This window comes from Microcoleus sp. FACHB-SPT15, assembly GCF_014849525.1.
Lineage (GTDB): Bacteria > Cyanobacteriota > Cyanobacteriia > Cyanobacteriales > Coleofasciculaceae > Symplocastrum > Symplocastrum torsivum.
Genome location: NZ_JACJNU010000021.1, coordinates 62594 through 87978, shown reverse-complemented (window position 1 = coordinate 87978; position 25385 = coordinate 62594). Strand labels below are relative to the sequence as shown.

Genomic DNA, 25385 nt, shown 5'->3' with positions numbered 1-25385 from the left:
AAAACAGCGGGAACTAGATGATTAGTCCTTTAGTCATCTTTTTCTACTAAAAACTAATAACCAATAACGAACAACCAACAACTAACAACTCTTTAGACAGATTCAAATCTGGATAAAAAGCTGATATCTCATAGCTGATAGCCACCGAGGACGGTCTTCTACCATGTCCAAACACTCTAAACAAATATCATTGTTTGCCGCCGCGATTCTTAGTCTCGGTTTAACAATGCCTCATCATGCCTTTGCTGGTGTGCAACCGCAGACGCGCACGAAGCAGCTAGTTGAAGGTTTATATACTGAAGATTTGGAGGCGGCGACTTACTTTCAACAAGGCGTAACACAATATACTCGCAGTGAATTCAACGCGGCAGAGCGAGCTTTTCAGAAAGCGCTGACATCTGACCCGTTTATTCCGATGGCACGTTATTTGTTGGGGAATACGCTGTTCCAGCAGGGACAATACCAGCAAGCGGCTGAACAGTACCGACTTGCGATTGGGCTTGACCCAAATATGGCAGAGGCTCACTACAACCTGGGTTTGAGCTTGTATCGGCAGGGTAACACCGAGGAAGCGATCGCCCAGTACCAACAAGCACTCTCCCTCAATCCGACCTTGGCACCTGCTCGCTATAACCTGGGAGTAATATTTGAGTCAGAGGGGAATACACAAGCTGCGCTCAATGAGTACAGCCAAGCCGTTAGCGCAGACCCCAACTTTGATGTCGCTCAGTATAATTTAGGACTGCTTTTGGCAAAACAAGGTCAAAGCGAACCTGCGATTACAGCATTTCAACAAGCCGTGGAGAGCAATCCAAAATTAGTTGAAGCTCAATACCAGTTAGGTCTATTGCTATTTGAGCAAAACCGCTTGGAAGAAGCTGAAGTAGCGATGCAAGCTGCAACCGAGATTGACCCGAAATCGGCTCAGGCTCAGTACCAACTCGGTTTAATCTTGGCCCAACAAGGTGAGACGGCAGCAGCAGGCGCTCGTTTTCAGGAAGTAACGCGCCTGGAACCTAACAACGTTGAGGCTTACCAACGTGTAGGAGCGGCTTTGACCCAAATGGGTAAGTACGAGGACGCTGTAACCGCTCTACGAACCGCTACCCAACTTGAGCCAGGTAACGCTCTAACACACTACAACATTGGGGTAGCACTACAACGAGCTGAAAGGTACCCAGAAGCGATCGCGGCATATCAGGAAGCAATTCGTCTCGACCCCAGCTTATCAGAAGCGTACTACAGCTTAGGTGTATCGCTAGATCAAGCTCAACGGCGAGAGGAAGCAATTTCCTATCTGATGGAAGCCAGAAATCTGTTTAGTCAGGAAGGTAACTTACAAAGAAGCAGTGAGGTTGACCAATATGTTCGGCAACTCGCACCAACCCAAGCGGTACCTGCGACAACGCCAACAACTCCCTCAAGAAATCAACTGAGGCAACCGTCTACAGCACCCACGACAACACCAACAACTCCCTTGAGAAGCCAGCCCATGCAACCCTCTACAGGACAGCCTAATAGGCTACCTGATATATCCCCCTTCCTTGCCCCTAGCCAGAAAAGTCCATCAAATCGGTAAGCGATCAATATCTCGGTTGCAGCCAATCACAACCATCACCATACCTTTGTGTAAACGCTTGTTTGGGTCGGGGTTAATCTCAAACTTGTCATCTTGACCAATTGCCAGGAGATTCAAGCCATAACGAGAGCGGAGTTGAAGTTCTGTAACCGTTTTGCCATGAAATTCTTCTGGCACCAAGATTTCCACAATACTGTTGTTGGGGTCAAGGTCAAAACGTTCTAGGATTGCGGGTCTTGTAAGCGATCGCGCCAAGGCACAACCTGCCTCATTTTCTGGATACACAACATGATCAGCACCCACTCGCTGCAACAGCTTCCCGTGGACTTCTGAAGAGGCTTTGGCAACAACGTTAGGGACACCCGATTCCTTCACATTTAACGTAGTAATAATGCTTTCTTGTAAATAGTTGCCAATTGCAATGATGACTGTATCAAATTCAAAAATCCCAGCTTCTTTCAGCGCCCCTGGTTGTGTCGAGTCCAACTGCACAGCATGGGCAACAATTTGGTCAGTCAAGGATTGAGAGACTCGCTTTTCATCAACATCAATCCCAAGCACTTCATACCCCTGACGGTGCAACGTTGAGCAAACAGCTCGACCAAAACGCCCTAAACCGATAACTGCAAACTGCTGATTGTCTCGACGTAGACTGCGAAAAAATCCAAAATTAGACAGATTCACACTTTATACCTTTGTTCTAAATAGGTGTAATTAGGCACCCAACGAACCTTGAGCCACTAAGCTTAATCCAGACTATACTGAATTTGCTTTCCTTTGAGGATAGACCTTAGGGCATATCAATGGGTTCGAGTACTTTGTCTATACCGAAATTTAGCAGACTATCCTACCAGTACATTCTCCTCTGGATAGTGAATTGCGCTAGGTCGAGGGTCTCCGAGGAGAGCTGCCATTAGTAGTAAGACACCAACTCGTCCAACATACATTGTCACAATTAAAACTAGCTTTGCCCAAGCTGAGACGCTAGCTGTAATACCAGTGGACAAACCCACAGTAGCAAAGGCTGATACAACTTCAAATAAGAGTTGAATAAAATCAAACTTTGGATCTGTCAGGGAAATTAAAGCGAGTGAAATAATTACTGTTGTTACTGAACCAACCAGAACACCAATTGCTTTCAAAATTAACGACAGGGGGACTTGACGCTGATACAGTTCAACTTCTTCTTTCCCTTGCAAAATTGCCTTCGTACAAGAGAATAAAATTCGCAATGTTGTTGTTTTTATTCCACCCCCAGTCCCCCCAGGACTGGCTCCGATAAACATAAGACCAATAGTAAGAAATAGACCCGTCGTCGTCACTTTACTAAAATCAATCGTATTAAATCCTGCGGTTCTAGTAGTAACAGATTGAAACCAAGCTGCCATGAGCTTATTTCCCAAACTCATGGAACCGAAAGTTCCTGGATTGTTGAGTTCAGTTAAGAAGAAGGCAACAGTGCCAAAAGCCAAAAGAAAGAGTGTCGTACTGATAGATACTTTAAAGTTTAGAGAAAATACGATTCGTCGTGATTTATTCAGAAGGCGATCTCGCAACCATAAAAACATTTCAAAAATTACTCGATAACCAATACCACCAAATATAATTAATCCGCTAACAACAATATTTAGTAAGATTGATGATTGATAGCTTATAAAGTTATCTTTCAATAGACCGAATCCTGCATTATTCCAAGAATTAATGCTATGAAAAATAGCAAACCATAATCCACGTTGCCAACCAAAATCTGGAACAAATACAGGTAGAAGTAGAAAAACTCCTGTAATTTCAAAAAGTAGCGTTGTTGCTACAATCGAGCGGATTATTAGTGTACTGCCCTGTAAACCGGGTCGATCCAAATCTTGTTGAATTGCTATTTTATGCCTTAAGTCAAACCGACGTGCCACGAGTAGGATAAGAAAGGTTGTTGTTGTCATATAGCCCAACCCGCCAATCTGAACAAGAGCAGCAATCAGAAACTGACCCCAGAAAGAAAAATAGCTTCCAGGGTCTACAACCGATAAACCCGTGACACAGACAGCAGAAGTCGCTGTGAACAAAGCCACCAGTGGGGGAATCCACGTCCCAGTACTAGCGGAAAAAGGCATCATCAGTAAAAGTGTCCCGACAGTAATCAGCGCAAGGAATCCCAGGCAAACAGTTCGCGAGATGGTCATGGATGGATGTGGATAAGGGCAACGATAGGATTAAACAGCGATTTTAGATTACTTTGAGTGAAATCTTAGGAGTCAAGGATGACATCAACGATACAGAGTCAAATTCAACAATTTTATGACGCTTCTTCCGGTTTGTGGGAACAGGTTTGGGGCGAACACATGCATCACGGCTACTACGGTGCAACTGGTAACGAGAAGAAAGACCGCCGACAGGCACAAATTGACCTGATTGAAGAACTGCTGAAGTGGGCGGAGGTAAGGCAAGCTGAGCAAATTATCGATGTCGGCTGTGGCATTGGCGGTAGTTCCCTTTACCTGGCCCAGAAGTTTAATGCCCGTGCTACCGGGATTACGCTAAGTCCAGTACAAGCATCGAGAGCAACTGAACGAGCAGAAGAAGCAGGGTTGGCAGCAGCCGTTCAATTTCAGGTTGCCGATGCCCTGGATATGCCTTTTGCTGATGAGACATTTGATTTTGTCTGGTCGATGGAAAGTGGGGAACATATGCCCGACAAGGAGAAATTCTTGGCAGAGTGCTATCGGGTACTTAAACCAGGCGGGACGTTCTTAATGGCAACCTGGTGTCATCGCCCGATAACGCCAGCAACAGGACAACTAACGATAGATGAACAGCAGCACTTAGCGGAAATTTACCGAGTTTACTGCTTACCTTATGTAATTTCGCTACCGGAGTATGAAGCAATTGCACATCATCTCCCCTTCCAAAATATTCGCACAGCAGATTGGTCGGATGCCGTTGCACCATTTTGGGATATCGTGATTGATTCCACCTTTGAGCCTCAAGCGATTTTCGGCTTGCTCCAAAGCGGTTGGAGTACAATTCAGGCTGCCCTTTCCCTCAGTTTAATGAGTCGAGGCTATCGTCGCGGGTTGATTCGGTTTGGGTTGCTGTGTGCAAATAAGTGATATGTATCGGTACCAGCTTCACACAACCGTAGCCTGTCTGGATAATCGTTGTTTTTGTGAAATTTAAAATCTGTGTCAACGCTGCTGCGCTAGCATAGATCGCTTATTCAGGAGAAAACGACCTTGCCCGATTCGATTATCCACGCTCAGCCTTCCCTAGAATTCATTCCACCAGCTTTTAATCCCTTAGTTTTACGACTCGCTCAACAGGTATCGCCTAGCTGGATGCGATCGCAAACTTCAATCAGCCAAATTGAGGCAAACAACGTCGAAGCTTTAGTCGATCTGTATCGCCAGTTTCAGGACGGTAAAATCCGCTTCTTGCTTGCCTTTCGCCATCCCAGCGTTGATGACCCCTTCTGCATGACTCATTTACTTTGGCGGCTGGTGCCACAAGTCGCTAGAGAACAGGGTGTATCGTTACAGCGCCCAATTCATGCCCATTTTATCTATGACCGAGGGATTCCTCTCTGGGCAGGCTCTTATATCGGTTGGCTCTATTCTCGCTTGGGTGGCACTCCCATCCATCGGGGTAAGGCAGATTGGACAGGTTTGCGAAAGGCTCGTGACTTATTTGCTAATAGTCAGTTTCCAATGGCAGCCGCGCCCGAAGGAGCAGTTAATGGTCATAGTGAGATTATCAGCGCTTTAGAGCCAGGTATTGCTCAATTAGGCTTTTGGTGTGCTGAAGATTTGCTGAAGGCAGGACGCTCTGAGCAAGTATTGATTGTGCCAGTGGGGATTCAATATCGTTATGTTGATGCTCCTTGGAATGCTGTAGAAAAGCTTTTGAGTGAATTGGAAGCAGCGAGTGGTTTATCAGAAGCCGAGTTAAAGGTAGAAAGTGCAAACCTACCCACTCACCTTTCACCAACTCAAGCCGCTCTCTATCAACGGCTGTATCGTTTGGGCGAACATTTACTGTCATTAATGGAGGAGTTTTACACTCGGTTTTATCATCAAATCCCAACCAGGAAGGGCGATACCTTACCTGCAAGTCCTAACGAAGCTTTAGCAGTTCGTCTTCAGGCTTTGGAGAACACGGCACTACAGGTAGCAGAGGCGTATTTTAACTTGCCATCACGGGGAAGTGTGGTTGACCGTTGCCGTCGTTTAGAGCAAGCTGGCTGGAATTATATCTATCGGGAAGAACTGAAGAATGTTAAAGCGCTTTCTCCTCTAGAACGCGGATTAGCGAATCGAGTAGCGGAGGAAGCAAACCTGCGGATGTGGCATATGCGACTGGTAGAAACGTTCGTTTCAGTAACAGGACAGTATGTTATTGAAAAACCAACAGTCGAGCGGTTTGCAGAGACAACTTTGCTGTTGTGGGATATGGTGACTCGGATTAAGGGAAGCAACCCCTTCCATCGCCCTCGCTTGGGTAAGCAACAAGTGCAACTAACGATAGGACAGCCTCTATCAGTATCAGACCGTTACCCTGCCTATCATGCGAGTCGTCAGGGGGCGAGGCTAGCTGTTGGTGAGCTTACGAAAGACATTCAACACGCTCTGGAGGGTTTGATTGTATCAGGATGAAAGGGGATGCGATCGCATTAATTCAAACAAACCATTTTCTTCTCCCCTGCACCGATCGAGATTGGGATTGTCTGCCCAAGAATAAGCAATATCAGGCTTTCGTAGGAGATATTAGGGGTAGGTGAAAGGCAAATCCATCAATGCTCAAATGACCAACTTGGCAAAACTTGAATGGAAGAAATAAGCCAATGAGTTTAGCTCTCTTAGATAAAGAAGCGATCGCTAGTAGTAAAAGACTCCTGGACATCAAACCTGATAAAGATGATACATCGTATCGCAAGGGGAATAAACTACTTAAGTTAGATCGCTATGAAGATACGATTACTAACTTCGAGAAAACGCTGGATATTCAACCGAATTCCTACGAAGATTGGTACAACCGGAGCATTGCACTACTGTGCTTAGGACGCAATGAAGAGGCAATCACTAGCTTCGACAAAACCCTAGAATTAAAACAAGATAATCACGAAGTTTGGCTGATTCACGGTGTTCTGCTGTGGAGATTGGGACACTTAGAACAAGCACTGGCTAGCTTTGCTCAAGCTACACAAATTAAACCGGATTTCCCTGAAGCTTGGATATATCAAGGTGCTGCTTTATGCAGCATGGGATGCTTAGAAGATGCGATCACTAGCTACAACCAAGCCCTCAAAATTAAACCAGACTTTCTGGAAGCTTGGTACAACCGGGGTCTTACGTTGTTGTATTTAGGGCGTTATCAAGAGGCGCTCGCTAGCTTCGATCAAACAATACAAGTTAAATCAGATTTTCCTGAAGCTTGGAGCCTCCGAGGTGTCGCGCTGTCTAACTTAAGATGCCAAGAAGATGCGATCGCTAGCTACAACCAAGCCCTCGTAATTAAACCAGACTTCCCTGAAGCGTGGTATGACCGAGGCAATGCGCTATCTGACTTGAGGCGCGATGAAGAGGCAATCGCTAGTTACGACAAAGCCATAGGCTTTAAACCAGACTATTACGAAGCTTGGTACAACCGAGGTAATGCGCTAAGGAAATTGGGACGCTTAGAGGAAGCGATCGTTAGTTTCAACAAAGTTATCGAATTTAGACCAGACTCTCCCGAACCCTGGAACAATCGGGGCAATGTATTGAGGAAATTGGGACGATTAGAGGAAGCGCTCATTAGCTTTGACAAAGCCTTGGAGATTAAACCTGACCTTCAGCAAGCCTGGTACAACAAAGCTAGTTGTTATGCTCTGCAAGGCAATGTTGAGCAGGCTATTGAAAACTTGCAACAAGCCATCAATCTTGCTCCCGATCAATGGCGAGATTTTGCAAAAAATGAGTCAGATTTTGACAGCATTCGAGAAGATGAGCGCTTCCAGGCTTTGATTCAGGAGGAAAGCGGTTGGGAAGAAAGAGAAACTGATGTAGAAAAAGATACCATCATTCAGATGCAACCTCTTTCCCCACGATCTGCAAAAATTGATGTCAAGCATCTGGGTATAGCCAAGTTAGAGGAAGGAGAAACAAAACTATTTCACAACGTTAGCTGGGAAGAGTTTGAAAATCTCCTAACTGAATTGGGAGATAATCGCTCTTCAAGACTGGCTTATAACCAAGGTACGCTAGAAACCAGAATGCCATCCCAAAAACACGAATACTACAAAGAAGTTATCAGGGATTTAATTAAGTACCTGGCAGAAGAACTAGATCTTGATTGCGAGTCTTTTGGTTCAACCACTTGGAAACGAAAAGACCTACTTAAGGGGGCAGAACCTGATAATTGCTTCTACATTCAGAATGAGCCAGCAATTCGGGGTATCAAGCCAAATATTGACCTTTCTAAAGACCCACCTCCAGATCTGATTTTAGAAATAGACTATACAAGCCCTTCACTAAACAGACTGTCAATTTATGCGAGTTTGCAAGTTCCTGAGATTTGGATTTATAACATGAACGTTCTGTGTATCTATCAGCTTGAAGCTGGAAAATACAAAGAAACTGATACTAGTCTTGCTATGGGGAGCTTTCCAATTAAAGAAATCCCCAGCTTCATTGAGAAAAATATCACAGCAAGCTCAAGAGAAGTCCGGAAATCCTTTCGCGCTTGGGTGAGGAAATATTTAAAAGACACTGAAGAAGACGTTGACACCTTAGACGATAGCGAAGCGGTAGTGAGCTTACGAGCATCTGGCAAACCCTTTAACGCGGAGGAAGATAAGCCAACTCAGGCAGAGATTTTGGCTGACATCCGTCGGGAGCGCTCTTTTGACCCTGCCGAGTTTAGTTTACCCGATAGCCTAACGCTACTACGTGAGGATCGGAATAGATGACACAAGGGTCGCTCAGGTGCGTGGTTGACGCCAGCGTTGCCATTAAACTCTTTGTAGTCGATCCGTTATCCGATAAAGTTGATGCCCTGTTCGCTCATCTTACTGCCGATCCAGAGTGCAGATTTTATGTACCTGACCTGTTTTACATTGAATGTACAAATATTCTCTGGAAATATGTCCGACAGTCCCCTTATTCTGCTGCAAAAGCTGAGATAGACCTAGCTAGGTTGTATGCTCTATCTTTGCAACGGACTTCGACAGCAGACCTCATGACTGATGCCTTGAAGATTGGTTTAACTTATGGGATATCCGCCTATGATGCTTGCTATGTAGCACTTTCCCAGCGATTGACCGTACCAATGGTGACAGCAGATAAAAAACTGGTGCGTAAACTAACAACTTCACCTCAATTGGTTTATGACTTGGAGGACTTTACAATTCCAGAGGTTCCTTGATTTTAATTGCTAATTTTTTAACCTTAGCTGAAGGTAAAACATTTAATGAAGGGTAAAATTTTTCTAGCGCCTTTTCCCTATGATGATTTATCAGTTAATAAACTGCGTCCAGCAGCTTGCTTGACTAATCCTATAGGAGCGCGTCGTCATATCATCTTGGCTTATATTACTAGTCCAATTCCCGCTAAATTACTGGAAACAGACATCCTGTTAGATACTAACCTTTCCGATTTTGCGGCTACAGGATTGCAACAGCCTTCTGCTATCAGGCTGCATCAACTGGTGACAGTTTCTGCACTAATACTCCAGCGTGAATTAGGAGAACTCTCAGTAGATATACAAAGTCACATGGCTAAGCAGTTGTGCAAGCTGCTAACTGAGTAATGTAGGTCTAAGTTAATTTAGATTTCGGTATTGGTCTGATTTTGAGCAAGTCCTGGTATAGTCAACGCGATTGCACTTGTCCACAGAGAACCTAAATTTCCGAGAACTTCCTCAACCGAAAACCCTAGACCTCATCCGTGTTCTCGTCTATATCACTTGCCATGTGGTCTGTAAAACCTTTGCTAGAAGGGGCAATGGATTTACCCCTCATAAGAAAATACAGAGCAAAATACAACCTAAGCCACTCAATTTTGTTGGTTTGCGTTTCGACATCAACAATTGATTGCTGAACCCTATTTATTAAATCTCGGATTTTTTCAAGCTCATGCGGGTTTTCGTCTGCCTGCTCAATTGTGTGGGTTTGTGTTTCGACATCAACAATTGATTGCTGAACCCTATTTATTAAATCTCGAATTTTGTCCAACTCATACGGGTTTTCGTCTGTCCGCTTCTCATTCATGGTTGCAGTAGTTATTTATCCCTCTGCAAATTTAGTAAACGCTCCTAATTCTCGTATATATCGCTTGAATGAAGATGTCTTAAGAGTAGTTGTTGCCGATTACACATTGGACGTGATCGCAATCATTGCAAACTAATTCGCTCGCTTTACTCCCTAAAAGACGAGTCGCTTAGGACAAACGATGCCAGCGATACACCATTTTTGCTAGTTCCTGAGCTTCTTGTGTAATAGAAGCCGCTTCCTGGACATCAAGAATCGTAAGGGACTGGTGCTGCAAGACATTTGTCAGCTTAAATTTGAGTCATCGTCTCCCTATCCCAAGCAGCGTAAGGCTTTTAGGCTTAACACCGGAAACTCGCCCAAACTCAGGGGTTAGATCTTCCCCAAAAAATTAGTAAAATTATGCATTTTAGACGCACAGCAGCTTATCATCGAGTTTAAACTGCATTTAGCGATAAATTTGCGGTGCTAGAGGTGTAAAAGAGACAACGAGCAAGTTAGCCTTATAAAAACTTATGGAGTTAGGGCGCATCTTAAGCTAGCTGTTATGTGTGAATTTTGTCTCAACATCAATAATTTCACTGATAATCTAAGCGACAGCAAATGCCTTCAATCTTCTTGTTAATTCTGTAGCCACGAGAGCCAGCCATCCATGTCTCAGGACGTTATCACAAACAAAAGGGCAAGTCAGCCACTGAATGCTCCCGCTTCTATCCAACCTTGGTCGGCAGATTCCGAAGCCGATAAGTTAATGGATGAGTTATTTTCGGATATCGACCGGATTTTGGAGGGGGGAAGTAAGTTACCAACGGAACCGGTTAAGCCAGAATATGTCTCCTTAAAATCAATTGTGATTCCGCAAATCACAATGCCACCAGCAGTAATGCCTCCTCAGGAATTGGTACAACAGCCAAGTCTTGATGAGTCAATTGATATGGTGCCGCTAGAGCAACTAGACACAGATGTTGCTAGCCCCCCCGTTGTTCAGAATAAGCGGTGGAACTGGTCGATTGAAAAAGTCCTACTGGCAGTCGGTGTCGCTTCGCTTGTTGTGATGGCAATTATGCTGCTGAGCAATAAGACCAAGCTGGCTTTGCCGGGATGGCTGAATTTTGCGGGTTCACCTTCCGCCGAGAATGGTCAGATTACGGACTCGGATTCCCAGTTTATTAGCTACATGCAGCGATCGCTTGAGGTGATTGACCGTAAGACTGGAGCGAATCAAAAGCCAGCAACACCAGCCACTACAGCATCTAGTACTGCAACTGCGACTAACCTACCCCCCGTTCCGACGGCTGGCAATCGTACTCTTGCTCAGAACCAAGCACCAACTGTTCTTGAACGAGTCTACATCCCCGTTTATCCACCATCAACTCCTGCGGCACCATCAGCGCCCTCGGTTGCAGCTAGACCATCAATTCCACCAGTACCATCAGTAGCCCGACCATCAGTCCAACTTCCACCACCACCAGTCAGGTCATCAGTTCCACTCCCTCCACCCGTCACCAGACCATCAGCCGCAAGACCCCCAGCCGCAAAACCATCAGCCGCAAGACCCCCAGCACCCACCAGTCCTCAGGCTGCGGCACCGTCTCCTAGGAGGTTGCCAGCGCCCCCCTCGGTCGCCGTCCCAACTTCACCGACTGTGCAATCCCCTGCACCTGTGGCAAACCATACTCTTGTAGGGTTACTGGAACTTGGCGATCGCTCTGCTGCCTTATTTGACGTTAGTGGTGTCACTCAACGTATTACTGTGGGAGAAGCGATCGGTGCTAGCGGCTGGATTTTAGTCTCGGTAGCGAACCAGGAAGCTGTGATTCGACGCAATGGCGAAGTTCGTTCTGTTTATGTGGGACAGAAGTTCTAAAAGACGATAAAAATCTAAATAGCACTAACAAAGGTGCCATAAGATTATGGGCAGCTTTTTCCGGCAACTGAGTTGTTACGACCTTTGGCTTAGTGTCAGCCTTTGCCTTCTGGCTACTGCCAGCACAGCTAGGGGGCAAATCATACCCGATGGAACGCTGCCGCGTAATTCTCTTGTCACCTCTAATGGCAACACCTTTGTGATCGAAGACGGTACGCAAGTTGGTAGCCATCTATTTCACAGCTTCCAGGAGTTTTCTGTCCCCACAGGCTTAAACGCTTTTTTCAACAACGCTTTGGATGTTCAGAATATCCTCAGCCGCGTTACTGGGGGAAATACCTCCAATATCGACGGTTTGATTGGCGCTAACGGCACGGCTAACCTGTTTTTCATCAACCCCAACGGGATTATCTTTGGTCAAAATGCTCAATTAAATATTGGTGGCTCGTTTATTGCCTCAACAGCCAGTAGCATTCAGTTTGCAGCAGATAGTGAGTTTAGTGCCATAAATCCTCAGGCTCCACCACTGCTTACAGTTAATCTTCCAATCGGATTGCAGTTTGGTTCAAACCCTGCCCCGATTATTAATCAATCTGTTGCTGATAGTGTACTAACGGCAACTCCCCGTGTTGGACTGGAAAATCCCGGTAGAACCTTAGCCCTAGTCGGTGGTGATTTGACCTTAGATGGGGGCAATCTGACCGCTTCCGGTGGGCAGATTGAACTAGGTAGCGTTGCGAGTTCTGGATTCGTTAGCCTCACTCCTACTACAACTGGCTTTACCTTGGGTTATCAAGGTATTCAAGACTTTGGCAACATTGAGTTAACGAGTGCAGCCGTCAATGTGACGGGTTTAGGCGGTGGCGCAATCCGGGTGCGAGGAGAAGACGTTACTCTCCTTGAGGGTTCAAAGCTAGTTGCTGAAACCTTTGGCGATTTTGACGGTAGGGGTGTTGACATCCAAGCAACTCAATTCAGCCTCCAAGATAGAGCTTTTGTCTCCACGTCTACCTTTGGTTCTGGTGCTGGGGGAACTCTCAGTATCCACGCTGATACTGTAAAACTCACGGGAACAACTCCTTTAGAAACCTCACGACAGTTATTAGAGGGAACCTTTAACCCATTTAACCTTAGCAACGGCTTGTATAGCTTGAGTGTTCGTAGTGGTGCAACGGGAGACTTAATAAGTGGTGCAGCGGGAGACTTAACCATTGACGCAAGCCAGTTAATTATGCAAAACGGCGCAAATATCTTAACTACAGCATTTGCTGATGGTCGGGGAGGCAATTTAACTCTAAACATTTCCGAGTTGTCAGAACTTGCTAATGGTTCTCTCTTACTCACTGGGACGGCTGGCATTGGGGATTCAGGTGATTTAGCAATTACCGCTAAACAGCTAAGGGTTTTGGACGGCACAGCCATTAGCACGACGACTAGTGGTGCAAGCACTGGTAGTGGGGGAAAGCTTACTGTACTTGCTGAGTTTGTCGAATTGAGAGGAACTCCAGCGTTCTCACCTGTTCCTGCTGGTCTATTTACTGCAACGCTTGGTGCTGGAGATGCAGGTGATTTAACAGTTACAACTACAGGTCAACTGATTGTTGCCGATGGCGCACAAATCTCCTCGTCTTCTGCTGGTAGTGGGCGCGGCGGAGAACTTACTGTAGCTGCCGATTCCATCGCGTTAAGTGGCATCTCAGTCGATGGTCGGTTTCTGAGTGGTTTGCTCACCTCTTCCTCACTGTTGACTGTTTCAGGACAGAGAGGAACCGCGTCAGCCGGGAATTTATCTGTTACAACGAGACAGTTGAGTGTTCAAAACGGTGCTCAGATTTCAGCGGCAACGGGTAGCGATGGGGCAGCCGGAAATCTGACAATCAATGCGTCCGAGTCAGTGGAAGTAACTGGGTTTGCCACTGGCGTTGATCCTTCAGTGGAAAAAGTTTCCTTTGGAATTATCGGTGATGGCATTGTACCTAGCGCCATTGAAGCGAATACCAGTGGTGCAGGAATGGCAGGTGATTTGACAATTGATACCTCTGTATTAGCCGTTCGAGATGGGGCGGAAATTGGAGTCAGAAGCACAAGTTCAGGGGCAGCAGGCAATCTGACAGTAACGGCTGACTCAATTGTGCTAAGTGAGCAAGGAACAATAAGCGCTGTCAATGTTTCTGGCAACGGTGGCAACATTCAACTCAATGCTCAAGCAATCCAACTTAATGATGGAACAATTACCGCTACCAGCCTCCTCGGTGAGGGAGGTAATATCACTCTGCAAGTGCAAGACGATTTAGTTTTGCGTAACCAAAGTGAAATTTCTACGAGGGCGGGTACGGAAGATACGGGCGGCGGAAATGGTGGCAATATTACGATCAACGCCGAATTGATCGTTGCTATCCCTAGAGAAAATAGTGATATTACCGCTAATGCCTTTAATGGGAGTGGTGGTAACATCAACATCACAGCCCAAGGTATCTTTGGTCTTGAGAGACGTGACCAACTGACTCCACTAAGTGACATTACAGCCAGTTCAAAACTGGGGGTAGATGGAGTTGTGGAACTTACTCAACTGAGTGTTGACCCCTCACAGGGATTAGTTGAGTTACCAGAAAATGTTGTTGATAATAGTTCGCGCATCGTCGCTGGCTGTCCAGCGAATGAAGGGAACTCTTTTGCCATAACCGGACGAGGTGGCTTACCCGAAAATCCGACTGGAACGCTCAGAGGTCGGACAGTTTGGCAAGATTTACGTTTCGCCAGTAGCACCACAGGTGCAGGGGAGCAAGAGAAAATCCCGAAATCCCAGCCATCCGAACAAAACCAACAACCAACACCCCTTACTGAGGCAAAAGGTTGGCTGATTAATGATACTGGTCAAGTAGAATTAGTCGCTTTGACATCTGATGTGACTTCTCAACAGCCTTGGGATCATCCAGCTAATTGCTCAAAATAAGGTTGATCAGATGAAAAGGGTTAACAAATTTGTTCAGCGCAAGGGCGAGTCTATTATCAGACTTCAGGCTTCACACTGGATAGTGTTCTTTCTCACCCTTTTCTTTGTAACAACAGTCTTGCCTGTAGCCGCGCAGTATTCTTCCTCTCAATCGAGCTTGCTACTTTTATCTGAACAACCGAAATCCCGCCTTTTGGTAGGAACAGAAATTTCTCCTCTAATACCAATTGGGTTAAACAATAGTACATTTCATACCCCCTCAACTCCCCTTCTTAAGGGGGGAGTAGTTCAAGAAAATGCTCTTGTTAAGGGGGCAGCCGTTCAAGAAAACCTGTCGAACTTAAACCAAATTGGTATAAAGTCTCAAGTGGATGCCTCAAGCCAACTTGCACAAGGTAGAACCCTCTACGAGGCAGGACAATTTGCCCAGGCGGCTACTTTGTGGCAACAAGCGGCTCAACGTTATGAGGCGCAAAATGATTACCTCAACCAAGCTTTGAGCCTCAGTTATCTGGCGTTAGCCTATCAAGACTTAGGGCAATGGCAAGCCGCAGAAACAGCGATTAATCAAAGTCTAGAACGGCTCAACAACTTAGAACTTAGAACTCAAAACTCAAAACTGATCTTTGCTCATACTCTAAATACTCAAGGCAGTCTTCAACTGGCTAGGGGACAAGCCCAAGCGGCTCTCGATACCTGGAAACAAGCACAAGCAGCCTACACTGATGCTGGAGATGACATTGGCAGATTCGGCAGCCAGATTAACCAAGCTCAAGCTTTGCAAACGTTAGGACTGTACCGACGCGCACAAACGACTCTAGAGCAGGTGAATAAGGATCTGCAAGCTTATCCTGATTCCCTCCTCAAGGCTACTGGGTTGCGTAGCTTAGGGGTTGCGTTACAGGTTGTGGGAGATTTGCAGAAGTCCCAGGAAGTCTTAGAGCAAAGCTTGGCAATAATCCAGCGCCTTGACTCTTCCCTTGATACCAGTGAAACCTTTTTTAGTCTGGGTAATACTGCCAGAGACTTAGAAGATTACACGACGGCTCTTGCCTTGTACACTAAGGCAGCAACCAATGCAACTAGCCCAATCACTAAACTCGAAGCTCAACTCAACCAACTAAGCTTAAATCTACAACTCAAACAGTGGGATGCGGCTCAAGCCTTATTGCCTCAAATCCAGTCTCAACTACCTGATTTGCCTGTCAGTCATGATGCTGTCTACGCTCAAGTTAATTTGGCGGAAAGCTTGATGAAATGGCCAGTCGTTAATGGTAACCCACAAAACACAAATGATATTGCGAAGCTTTTAGCCACAGCTGCACAACAGGCAAGAATGCTGGAAGACCCAAGAGCAGAGTCTTATGCCTTTGGTCAGTTGGGACAGCTTTACAAACAAACACAGCAGTGGGAGGAGGCTCAAAACCTTACTCAGCAAGCTCTACAAATTGCTCAATCTATTAATGCTTCCGATACTGCCTATCGCTGGCAGTGGCAACTGGGTCAGATTCTCAAACAGCAAGGAAAGCTAACTGAAGCGACAGCAGCTTACACGGAAGCCGTTAATTCACTCCAATTGCTTCGTAGTGACTTGGTGACTATTAATCCTAATATTCAGTTCTCCTTTCGAGAAACTGTAGAACCTGTCTATCGAGAGTTAGTTCAATTGCTATTGCAACCTCCTCGTAATCAGGAAGAAGTCAGTCAAGAAAACCTCGATAAAGCGCGTCAAGTGATTGAATCACTTCAGCTAGCGGAATTAGACAACTTCTTCCGGCAAGCTTGTTTAAGTGCTAAGCCAGAGCAGATTGACCGAGTTGACCCAACCGCCGCTGTGATTTATCCGATTATTCTGCCTGAGCGTTTAGCGGTAATCGTATCACTGCCAGGGCAACCTCTAGGTTACTACCAAACTCAGTTACCGCAGAGTGAAGTACAAAGCCTTCTAGAGCAGCTATTACAATCTCTCAATCCTGCGTTCTCTAATAAACAGCGTTTGCGCCTCTCCCAACAAGTTTATAACTGGCTCGTCCAACCTGCTGAAAGTAAGTTAGCGGCAAGTGGAGTTAAAACTTTAGTCTTCGTATTAGATGGTGCCTTGCGGAGTCTGCCAATGGCAGCTTTGTATGATGGACAACAGTATCTTGTAGAGAAATATAGCATTGCCCTGAGTCCCGGCTTGCAGTTGTTGGAAACGCGATCGCTAATTCGAGAACAGCTCAAAGTTTTAACGGGTGGACTTACTGAGGCTCGTCAAGGCTTTTCTTCGCTACCCGCTGTAGAGTCTGAACTCAAGCAAATTGCCTCGGAGTTGCCATCTAAGGTACTTCTGAATCAGGAGTTTATCAAAACTACACTAGAACGGCAGATTAATGCTTTCCCTTTTCCGATCATTCACCTTGCTACCCACGCTCAATTCAGTTCCAAGGCAGAGGACACATTTCTCTTAACCTGGGATGGTCGCGTCAATGTCAAAGAGTTGGATCAATTACTTCAAAGTAGAAACCAATCCAATACACATCCTATTGAATTACTCGTCCTCAGTGCGTGTCAGACGGCAACTGGTGACAAGCGCTCGGCTTTGGGATTAGCAGGATTTGCCGTGCGTTCTGGTGCCCGCAGTACCCTTGCAACCTTGTGGTCGGTACGAGACGAATCGACTGCCGAACTTATGGCTGCGTTTTACCAAGAACTAGTCCAGACTGAGGTGAGTAAAGCCGAAGCTCTCCGTCAGGCTCAGTTAGTTCTGTTACACAAACCCAATTATGAACATCCTTTTTATTGGGCACCATTTGTTCTGATCGGAAATTGGCTTTGAAAGAATATTTTCTATAAAAAGTAAGAATAAAAAGTTATGTACAGCTAGATTGACTAATCGGTGACAGTCTAAACAAAAAGCAATTATAGTTAGTTGGTGAGAACAGCTTTTAGGAGGATACTTGATTATGGGTCGGCAAAGTTCCCTGATGCTATTTTCAGGGAGTCTGTCCTTAGGACTCATGTTAGTGGCTCTCTTACCCGCACAGGCAGAGATACAGTCTAGACTGGCAAGCCAAAATCCAACCCTACCAGGTCATACAGTTTTTCAAGTGACATTTGAACCTCCAGGTGAGGGGAAACCTGATAATACGGTGGGAGGAGCTTCTCGCGATAGTGGGCAATGTCTCCAAGATGCGATCGCCTCCCAACAGACGATTACGCCATTGATGCCAACCACTAATCGGGGATTAACGCTGGTTGAGCGTCCCACTTTCTTTGTTTATGTCCCTCAAACATCTGCACAAAAAGCATTTTTTTCTCTTAAGGATAAAGACGAGAGTTATTATTATCAAGCAACGTTACCAATGCCTGAAACGTCTGGCATTGTTAGCTTCAAGCTTCCAGCGGATGCACCTGCTCTTGAAATTGGCAAGAGCTATCAATGGTCGTTTGTCACAATCTGCGGAGAAAGACTTGCTGTTGACGATCCAAGAGTTGAAGGTCAGATTCAGCGAATTGAACTTAATACAGAATTCAGTAGTCAGCTCAAGAATCTATCACCCCTAGAGCGTGCAGCCGTGTACGGAGCTGATGGCATTTGGTACGATACTGTAGCAACGTTGGCAGAGCTAAGGCGATCGCAACCGAATGATCTAACCTTAGCCGCTACTTGGGCAAACTTATTAAAGTCAGTGGGGCTAGACGCGATCGCAACTAAGCCACTACTACAATAGGGTTTTAAATTATCAGGACACTACACAATCCATGGCTAATGGCTGATAGTAATTAAATACTCTCAAGTCAATAATTAGCAATCAGCAAAGGGTCAACTTTTAAGTATTACTGATTGCTGATGGTATATGCGGCAAAAGCTCAAGCGACAAATTTGGAAATGGCGAGAGGTACTGATTATTGCCCCTAGTGTAGCGGGCTTAGTCGTCGCTGCGAACTCGCTGGGATTTTTGCAACCGTCGGAATGGGTGACTCACGATCACTTTTTTCGTCTACGTCCTAGGGAGCTTGTTGATACACGCCTTGTTATTGTCACTATTGATGAGTCGGATATTCAAAAGGTTGGGCAATGGCCGATTTCTGATGCTGTCCTGGCAAAAGTCATTAAAAACCTGAAAGCACAAAAGCCTAGAGCCATTGGCCTGGATATTTACCGGGATTTGCCAGTAGAACCAGGTCATCAGGCATTGGTGAATGTGTTTAAATCAACACCCAATCTTATTGGTGTTGAGAAGGTGGTTGGGAAGACTATTGCACCATCAAAAACCTTGAGCCAGCTTGAGCAAGTGAGCATGGCTGATTTGGTATTAGATACGGACGGCAAGGTTCGCCGAGGCTTATTAACGATTAAAGGACAGGATGGTCAAACTAGAGAAAGCCTAGGAGTAAAACTGGCTTTAATGTATCTCAAAAGCGAGAACATTGCCCTTGAGGTGATTAATCCTAACAAGAAGCATTATCGATTGGGTAAAGCCGTATTTACGCCCTTTACGGGTAATGAAGGTGGTTACATCAAGGCAAATTCTGGTGGCTACCAAATTTTGTTGAATTTTCGCGGGACACAAGAAAACTTCCGGACTGTATCGCTTACAGATATTCTAGAAAATCGCATTTCATCAGACTTGGTACGCGATCGCATCGTCCTGATTGGCTCCACTACACAAAGCCTCAACGACTATTTCTTCACTCCCTACTCCAGTACGGTTTTTAATACTCGTAGCAGGTTCTTCTCTAGTCCTGAACAAATGCCTGGTGTCGTGATTCACGCGAATTTAACGAGCCAGATTTTAAGTACAGCCCTAGAAGGACGACCTTTGATTAAGAGTTGGGAGGAACCTGTCGAGTGGTTGTGGATTTTGGGTTGGTCTTTGGCTGGCAGCACACTAAGTTCAGCTTTGCTGAAGGTAAATCTGTTCAGAAAGAATGTATTGCTGAGATGGACAGTCCTTGGTCTGTGCATTATCTCAGCGGGGTGTATTTTGCTCACGGGCAGCTACGTCGTCTTTGTTGAAGGAGGATGGTGGATACCTGTGGTTTCCCCATTTCTCGCATTTACAGGCTCTGTGATTGCGATCGCTCTTTACCAAACACTAGAATTGCAGCGTGAAAAGGTTGACCTGGAAATCTTATTGGAGACTACCGCCGAGCATTACGATTCCATGACCACCGAGTTGCAGCACCAAGCTGAGACAGCGATGCGCCATAGTGAGCGGCGGTTAGCTCAATTTCTAGACGGTGTGTCAGTGGGGGTAGCTGTGCTTGATGCAACAGGTAAACCCTACTTTACTAATCAGAAAGCTATTGAGTTGCTGGGTAAAGGGGTCGTAGCCTCAGCAACCGTTGATCAGTTATCAGAGGTTTATCAAATCTATCTCGCAGGTACAAATCAGATTTATCCTGTAGAAAACTTATCCATCGTGCGTGCGTTGAGGGGTGAACGTACCACCACTGATGATATAGAAATTCATCAAGGAGACAAGATTATCCCGATCGAAGCTTGGGGAACGCCGATCTATGACGACTTGGGTAACATTGCTTATGCGATCGCTGCCTTTCAAGACATCACTGAACGCAAACGGGGAGAATTAGAGCGACAAAGGTTTATTGATCAACTCTATGAACTCAATCAGGCAAATGCACGCTTTGTGCCACGCCAATTTCTCCAGTTGTTGAATAAAGAAAGTATTAGTGATGTCAAATTAGGCGACCAGGTAGCGCTTTTCATGTCAGTTCTCTTCGCCGATATTCGTAACTTTACGACTCTCTCGGAAAAGATGACTCCCCAAGAGAATTTCAAATTTATCAATGCCTACCTGAGCCGTATGGAGCCTACAATTATTGAAAATAATGGCTTTATTGATAAATATATCGGCGATGCAATTATGGCTCTATTTAGTCGCAGTCCTGATGACGCAGTTAAAGCCGGAATCGATATGTTACATCGACTCGCCGAATATAATACAACAGGGACTTGTCAGGAACGTCCACCCATCCAAATCGGCATCGGTATCAACACGGGTTCTCTAATGTTGGGGACAGTAGGAGGATACAACCGAATGGATGGCACTGTGATTGGTGATGCTGTTAATTTAGCCGCCCGCTTAGAAGAATTGACAAAAGCTTATGGGGTGTCGCTCGTTATTTCTCATCATACTTTTCTGTGTTTACATCACCCCGTTGAGTATTGTTTCCGCTTTATCGATCAGGTCAAAGTTAAGGGTAAATCAGAAATCGTCTCAGTCTTTGAAATCTTTGATGCCGATCCTCCAGAACTGAGAATAGGGAAGCTACTTACAAAATCAATGTTTGAACAAGCCCTATTTCTTTACAATATGAATTCGCTTAGGGAGGCAGGCCAGCTACTTCAAGATTGTCTGAAGATAACGCCTAGGGACACTGTTGCTCAAATTTATCTAGAACGCTGTCAGCAAATCGAGATCGCGGCTCTTGTCGATTAATTCTTGGATCTGGCGAGAGCAGGACTGCTAACATAGTTTGTCATACCTGAGCTTAGGAGTGCCTTCAGTGGGTTTGATTGACGATCTCAATCGGTTTCTTGAAAACCGCCTAGAGGAATTTATCCGCAATAACCCTCATCTAGAGTTACAGGCACTAGAGGAGCAGCTACGGGAGCAGGAAGAAGACACGCTCCGGTTAGTTGCTGACTTACAGCTTGAGCAAAAGCGTTTGCAGGATGATATTCTTGCGATCGCCCAAGATATTCAACGCTGGCACGCACGGGTTGACAAGGCAAGGTCGGCGGGTAGAGAGGATTTAGCTCAAGGTGCTCAAGAGCGAGAGTCAGCTCTATTACGTCAGGGGAACCAACGTTGGGGACAGATGGAAGGGCTAAAGCAGCGAATTACCCAAGCGCAGGAGTTACAGCGTCAGATTCAAGTCCGTCGGCAGGAAGTCAAGGCAAAAGCGACTGAGGTGGAAGCTGCGCGTGCTAGTAGTTATCAGTCTCCTTCTGGGTCGGAGGCATTTGCCTGGAACCAAACTAGCAACCGCAATATCCCTAGTGGAGCAGACCCCTTAGACGATAAGTTTAGGCGTTGGGAAATGGATGACGAGTTGGAACAGTTGAAGCGGAATCTGGGGCGATAGTAACGCAATTCAAAATTCAAGTGAGCGTCCGTCCCAGTGACTAGCCAGTGGTAGACTAAATATTTTCTGATTGGCATAGTTTCTTCTTGCTGCAAATCAAGAGATTGCGGTTGCAGCCATTTTGAACTCTCAACGACTCAAATCAGCGGCGGCAGACAACCTTTGCCACCCTGCTAGTGGCTTGCGTCCGTCCGCTACATTTGAATTGTTAGCCTGCCGCTAAAGTCCTAGCTGACGGCATAAATCTTCGGGATAGATTGCCCTAACCCAATCCAAAGCTGCTCTAACTTGTTCCTCTGTTAATCCGATCGCTTCACTAAAGTCAGCATTACCAAACTCTGCTTCTGTGAAATCAACGTTATTGAGTTTAGCTTTGGAGAAATTAACGCCATCCAATTTAGCCCAGCGTAAATCTGCTCCTGTTAAATTAGCCTCAAGAAAAGTAGAATTTTGAAGCTGGGCACCCCGAAAATCTACTTCGACTAAGGTCGCACTGCAAAATTTAGCGTCCTGCAATATCGTTCTCCAGCAATTGGCATGACTGAGATCTGCCTTACAAAAATTGCCTCTGATAAAAAGACTAGTATTCATATCTTTCAAAAAGTATCCTTACAACATCTCGAAATGATTTAATGCTATCGGCTTCAACCCATAATGCAATCGAAGTAAGAGAAACAATAGCCCCTGTAACAAATAGCCAAGTGGGAATCTTTCGTAAAAGCTTCTCTGTAAGGCTAAAGGTTTTATCAGGGGTCGTTAAACGGAAGATTAATCGTGTCGCTGTTAAATAAATGCTCCAAAATAAATGAGTAATCGCATCTATCATTGGCTTAACATTTAATTGTTAATAGAAGTGCAGAAAAAAGGACATTTAGGATTGTTCAAAATTGAAAGAAAAATTCATCTCTGGCTATTTTATGTAACTAAGGCGATTGATTGCTGTGTAGTCTTGGCGATCGCGATCAACGAAACGTGTGTCAATTAAGCAAGCTCGAAGTTGTTATGCCGCGTCAAGTGTTGTTTTAGTTTCTTCACTCACCAGGGCTGATAGTATCAAGCTCATCAGGCAACACTACAGGAATCTCCACGTTAACAAATCCAGACGTATCACGAGTTACGATTGCATCTACATTGTGCGCTACTGCACAGGCATACTGCACTGCGTCCTCAAAATCTTCAAAATTCAGTGCAAGGGCTTGTTCCAGCACTCCTAAATTGACTGCACAAATATTTAGATCTGATAAAACTTGAGTGATTGCATTTTGAGCCACTTCTCTCCCTGCTGCTCTACGGACGATGTAGTAGATGTTAGTGATTGTTGTTGCTGCAATAAATCCTTCAATCTCTCCAGTATCTATACGTTCAAACAGTCTTGCTGCATTTTCCACAAAGGGTTCCCGCCCTTGCAAGAAGTCGAGAACCACATTTGTATCAATCAAAACTCGCATTACTGATATTTCTCGGTCAAATAGGTTAGATAATCCTCTTTGGCATCAGCCTCCACTTGTGTTGTATGACTTTTGGCAATCCCCCGCAGTTGGGACAGGTTTCCCCGTTTCAACTTGGGGTGTGCTTCCCGTTTTAGCGATTCCAGAAGAACTTGTACTAACTGCCAGCGATCGCTAGTTGACAACTGCAATATTTGTTTTTGTAATTCTGGTAATGTTGTCATTTATAACAATAAAAAACTATGTTTACGCTAAGTTTAAGCTAAGTGTTCAGGTTGTCGATCGCTCCCATTAGCGGAAGTGATCGGGTAAGAAGTTGTTGGGTTTCATGAAGTCAACCTAATCTACAAGATCAGATTTCTCGGCAATGCCCTGCTTTAAACTCAGCGATCGCCTCCATCCCCAACTCCATCCCCAACTCCATTGCCAGCACCGTAATGATTTTTGCCAGCAGCCGATTGACGATTTCGTGCGGTTCTCCTGGCATCCTGATCTCCAATACTCCCTGGTCATAGGCAATGCGAGTCGAGCGATTATCTCCCAAGTCTTGCAGCAGAGCTTCATAGGTCTTCCAGGTTAGCCCTGAAATGATCATGGCACTACCAGGAGCCAACTTAATGTGATTGATGGGTGTGGCGATCGCAGCGGTCATGGGTTAGCCCTCAAATGTAGTACTTTCTCTTTCCCCTCATCACCCCATCACCTCATCCTCTTCTGTCTTCCCTTGCTCTTTCTTGAGTCGGGCGATTGATGATGAAGGAAATTGGTCGATTCGCTTTCGGCATTGGTGTGGCAGCCGATGGATTGAGCGTCGCCCAGTCCGCTTGCTTTGTAAAACCAATTGAAGGAGATTGTCCTTGATTTGCCCCAGTTTGGTCATGTTGTTGGAAAGACCAGCCCGCATATTTGCCGTAGTTAGATGCGATCGCTAGTATTGCTCCAGCCAAAATAAATACTGGCAGAGGTATGGTGAAGTGTCTCACCCACTGATAAAACTCTGCCATGCCAAACACGAGTACAAAACAGGTTATCCAGACTCTCATCACTCAATCCCTCGCCCCATTCAATGTACGTCTTTAACTCCTGTTTACCAAAATAAAGCGCAAGAGCCAACATTAGCATCTCGCGCCGTACTCAACTATTTGAGTTGCAACAGGAAGTTTATCTACGCATTGACAGCATATTGCGCTTGATTAGCAGTCAAGCGTTCGTAGGTTGCTCGCATTTTCAGACCAACGAGAACCTGGAACAATCCAGAGCCATTGTTAGAGCCTGGAGCATCTCGATGCTTGAGCAACAACTCACTCATCTCGCCGTAGTGCTTGGTCGAGGTGTTGCTGAGGTGACTTTCGATGTAAATCATCTCCTCTAGATTGTCAAACTGACCATCTACTTCTAAGACTGAAACATCGTGACCGAAGTAGCTGTCTGGACCATAGAAGAGTTTGATACCAGGGTAGGCGCAAGTTAGCTTCCGTCCACAAGGTCTCCAGTCAATGGTTGACCCTTCATCAAACAGATACACTGGCTCAAAGCCTTCCACACCGTCTCGTTGAATTAAGCGCACACGCAGGAGTTTGCTTTCCTTGTCCTCCTTCAAGAGTTCGGTGGGCAAAATCTGGATAACGACATCGGCGTGTTCTTTTTGTGGCTCAATGTAAGCCGAAAAATCTGGGCGTCTGGCATTAATTGCTGCCAGCACATCCTCATAGCGGTGACCCCGCTCTGCCATATCTCGCTGGATTTTCCAGTTAATTTTGACCTCATCGCTGATATCAAGGTAAACGCTGAAGTCAAGAAGCGATCGCACCCGCTCATCATACAGTGGGTGAAGCCCCTCAATCACGACGACTTTATTCGGTTTCACCAGCTCTGGCGGGTCAAGTTCACCAGTCTCGTGGTTATAAATCGGCTTATTAATAGACTGACCTTCCTTGAGCGCTTTGATTTGCTCATACATCAGGTCAAAGTTATTTGCCTTAGGGTTTAATGCCGTAACTTTTTGTTCTTTACGCTGTTTGCGATCCAGACTATGGTAGTCATCCAAACAAATCACAGTCATAAACTCTTTGCCAAACAGGTCTTCCAAGCGGCGCAAAAATGTTGATTTACCGCACCCTGAATCTCCGGCAACACCGATTAATACCACGCGGTCCAGCTGAGTGGTCATATCTTCCCTCTAACGTAAAACATATTCTCAAATA

General features: G+C 45.5%; 21 protein-coding genes. 12 read left to right on the top strand and 9 right to left on the bottom strand.

Annotated elements, in window-relative coordinates:
- Positions 1–163 precede the first annotated feature (163 nt).
- Positions 164–1579 carry a tetratricopeptide repeat protein gene (locus H6F98_RS07095; RefSeq protein WP_192217966.1) on the top strand — a complete coding sequence of 472 codons (1416 nt, stop codon included), beginning with the start codon at positions 164–166 and terminating at the stop codon, positions 1577–1579.
- On the opposite strand, the gene H6F98_RS07090 is transcribed toward H6F98_RS07095, so the two are convergent.
- On the bottom strand, positions 1568–2263 hold the full coding sequence (locus tag H6F98_RS07090) for an NAD-binding protein (RefSeq protein WP_192217965.1): 696 nt from the start codon (positions 2261–2263) through the stop codon (positions 1568–1570). The genes H6F98_RS07095 and H6F98_RS07090 overlap by 12 nt on opposite strands.
- A gap of 158 nt (positions 2264–2421) precedes the next feature.
- Positions 2422–3756, bottom strand: coding sequence for a TrkH family potassium uptake protein (locus tag H6F98_RS07085; protein WP_192217964.1), 1335 nt, complete (start codon positions 3754–3756; stop codon positions 2422–2424).
- A gap of 78 nt (positions 3757–3834) precedes the next feature.
- Here H6F98_RS07085 and H6F98_RS07080 point away from each other — a divergent pair, with 78 nt between their 5' ends.
- From H6F98_RS07080 to H6F98_RS07060, 5 genes are all read left to right on the top strand, one after another.
- Positions 3835–4683, top strand: coding sequence for a methyltransferase domain-containing protein (locus H6F98_RS07080; protein WP_192217963.1), 849 nt, complete (start codon positions 3835–3837; stop codon positions 4681–4683).
- 123 nt (positions 4684–4806) lie between these two features.
- Positions 4807–6222 (top strand): 1-acyl-sn-glycerol-3-phosphate acyltransferase, encoded by a 1416-nt coding sequence (locus tag H6F98_RS07075; protein ID WP_192217962.1) that lies wholly within the window; start codon positions 4807–4809, stop codon positions 6220–6222.
- Between the two features lie 188 nt (positions 6223–6410).
- Positions 6411–8516 carry a tetratricopeptide repeat protein gene (locus H6F98_RS33395; protein WP_192217961.1) on the top strand — a complete coding sequence of 702 codons (2106 nt, stop codon included), beginning with the start codon at positions 6411–6413 and terminating at the stop codon, positions 8514–8516.
- Positions 8513–8971: a type II toxin-antitoxin system VapC family toxin gene (locus H6F98_RS07065; RefSeq protein ID WP_192217960.1), complete on the top strand. Its 459-nt coding sequence runs from the start codon at positions 8513–8515 to the stop codon at positions 8969–8971. Before H6F98_RS33395 ends, H6F98_RS07065 begins: the two co-directional genes overlap by 4 nt.
- Before the next feature lie 45 nt (positions 8972–9016).
- Positions 9017–9355 (top strand): type II toxin-antitoxin system PemK/MazF family toxin, encoded by a 339-nt coding sequence (locus tag H6F98_RS07060; RefSeq protein WP_192217959.1) that lies wholly within the window; start codon positions 9017–9019, stop codon positions 9353–9355.
- 124 nt (positions 9356–9479) lie between these two features.
- On the opposite strand, the gene H6F98_RS07055 is transcribed toward H6F98_RS07060, so the two are convergent.
- Positions 9480–9815, bottom strand: coding sequence for a hypothetical protein (locus H6F98_RS07055; RefSeq protein ID WP_192217958.1), 336 nt, complete (start codon positions 9813–9815; stop codon positions 9480–9482).
- Positions 9816–10467: 652 nt separating this feature from the next.
- Between H6F98_RS07055 and H6F98_RS07050 the strand changes: the two genes are divergently transcribed.
- The 6 genes from H6F98_RS07050 (at position 10468) to H6F98_RS07025 (ending at position 21733) form a co-directional block, all read left to right on the top strand.
- Positions 10468–11682: a hypothetical protein gene (locus H6F98_RS07050; RefSeq protein ID WP_192217957.1), complete on the top strand. Its 1215-nt coding sequence runs from the start codon at positions 10468–10470 to the stop codon at positions 11680–11682.
- 46 nt (positions 11683–11728) lie between these two features.
- Positions 11729–14635, top strand: coding sequence for an S-layer family protein (locus H6F98_RS07045; RefSeq protein WP_192217956.1), 2907 nt, complete (start codon positions 11729–11731; stop codon positions 14633–14635).
- A 10-nt stretch (positions 14636–14645) separates the two neighbouring features.
- The gene (locus H6F98_RS07040; RefSeq protein ID WP_192217955.1) at positions 14646–17453 is read left to right on the top strand and encodes a CHAT domain-containing protein; all 2808 of its coding nucleotides are present in this window, start codon (positions 14646–14648) and stop codon (positions 17451–17453) included.
- Between the two features lie 127 nt (positions 17454–17580).
- Complete coding sequence (locus tag H6F98_RS07035; RefSeq protein ID WP_192217954.1) at positions 17581–18348, top strand: DUF928 domain-containing protein; 768 nt, start codon at positions 17581–17583, stop codon at positions 18346–18348.
- 126 nt (positions 18349–18474) lie between these two features.
- Positions 18475–21084 (top strand): CHASE2 domain-containing protein, encoded by a 2610-nt coding sequence (locus H6F98_RS07030; RefSeq protein WP_192217953.1) that lies wholly within the window; start codon positions 18475–18477, stop codon positions 21082–21084.
- A gap of 67 nt (positions 21085–21151) precedes the next feature.
- A complete protein-coding gene (locus H6F98_RS07025; protein ID WP_192217952.1) occupies positions 21152–21733 on the top strand; it encodes a TIGR04376 family protein in 582 nt (193 codons plus the stop codon).
- Positions 21734–21952: 219 nt separating this feature from the next.
- On the opposite strand, the gene H6F98_RS07020 is transcribed toward H6F98_RS07025, so the two are convergent.
- The 6 genes from H6F98_RS07020 to H6F98_RS06995 form a co-directional block, all read right to left on the bottom strand.
- Positions 21953–22324, bottom strand: coding sequence for a pentapeptide repeat-containing protein (locus H6F98_RS07020; protein ID WP_192217951.1), 372 nt, complete (start codon positions 22322–22324; stop codon positions 21953–21955).
- Between the two features lie 440 nt (positions 22325–22764).
- Entirely contained in the window at positions 22765–23181 is a 417-nt protein-coding gene (locus H6F98_RS07015; RefSeq protein ID WP_192217950.1) for a PIN domain-containing protein, read from the bottom strand.
- Positions 23181–23405, bottom strand: coding sequence for a hypothetical protein (locus H6F98_RS07010; protein WP_192217949.1), 225 nt, complete (start codon positions 23403–23405; stop codon positions 23181–23183). The genes H6F98_RS07015 and H6F98_RS07010 overlap by 1 nt, the downstream gene beginning before the upstream one ends.
- Positions 23406–23533: 128 nt before the next feature.
- Positions 23534–23833 (bottom strand): Uma2 family endonuclease, encoded by a 300-nt coding sequence (locus H6F98_RS07005; protein ID WP_192217948.1) that lies wholly within the window; start codon positions 23831–23833, stop codon positions 23534–23536.
- A 52-nt stretch (positions 23834–23885) separates the two neighbouring features.
- Entirely contained in the window at positions 23886–24224 is a 339-nt protein-coding gene (locus tag H6F98_RS07000) for a hypothetical protein (protein WP_192217947.1), read from the bottom strand.
- A gap of 122 nt (positions 24225–24346) precedes the next feature.
- Positions 24347–25351, bottom strand: coding sequence for a phosphoribulokinase (locus H6F98_RS06995; protein WP_192217946.1), 1005 nt, complete (start codon positions 25349–25351; stop codon positions 24347–24349).
- Between the last annotated feature and the right edge of the window lie 34 nt (positions 25352–25385).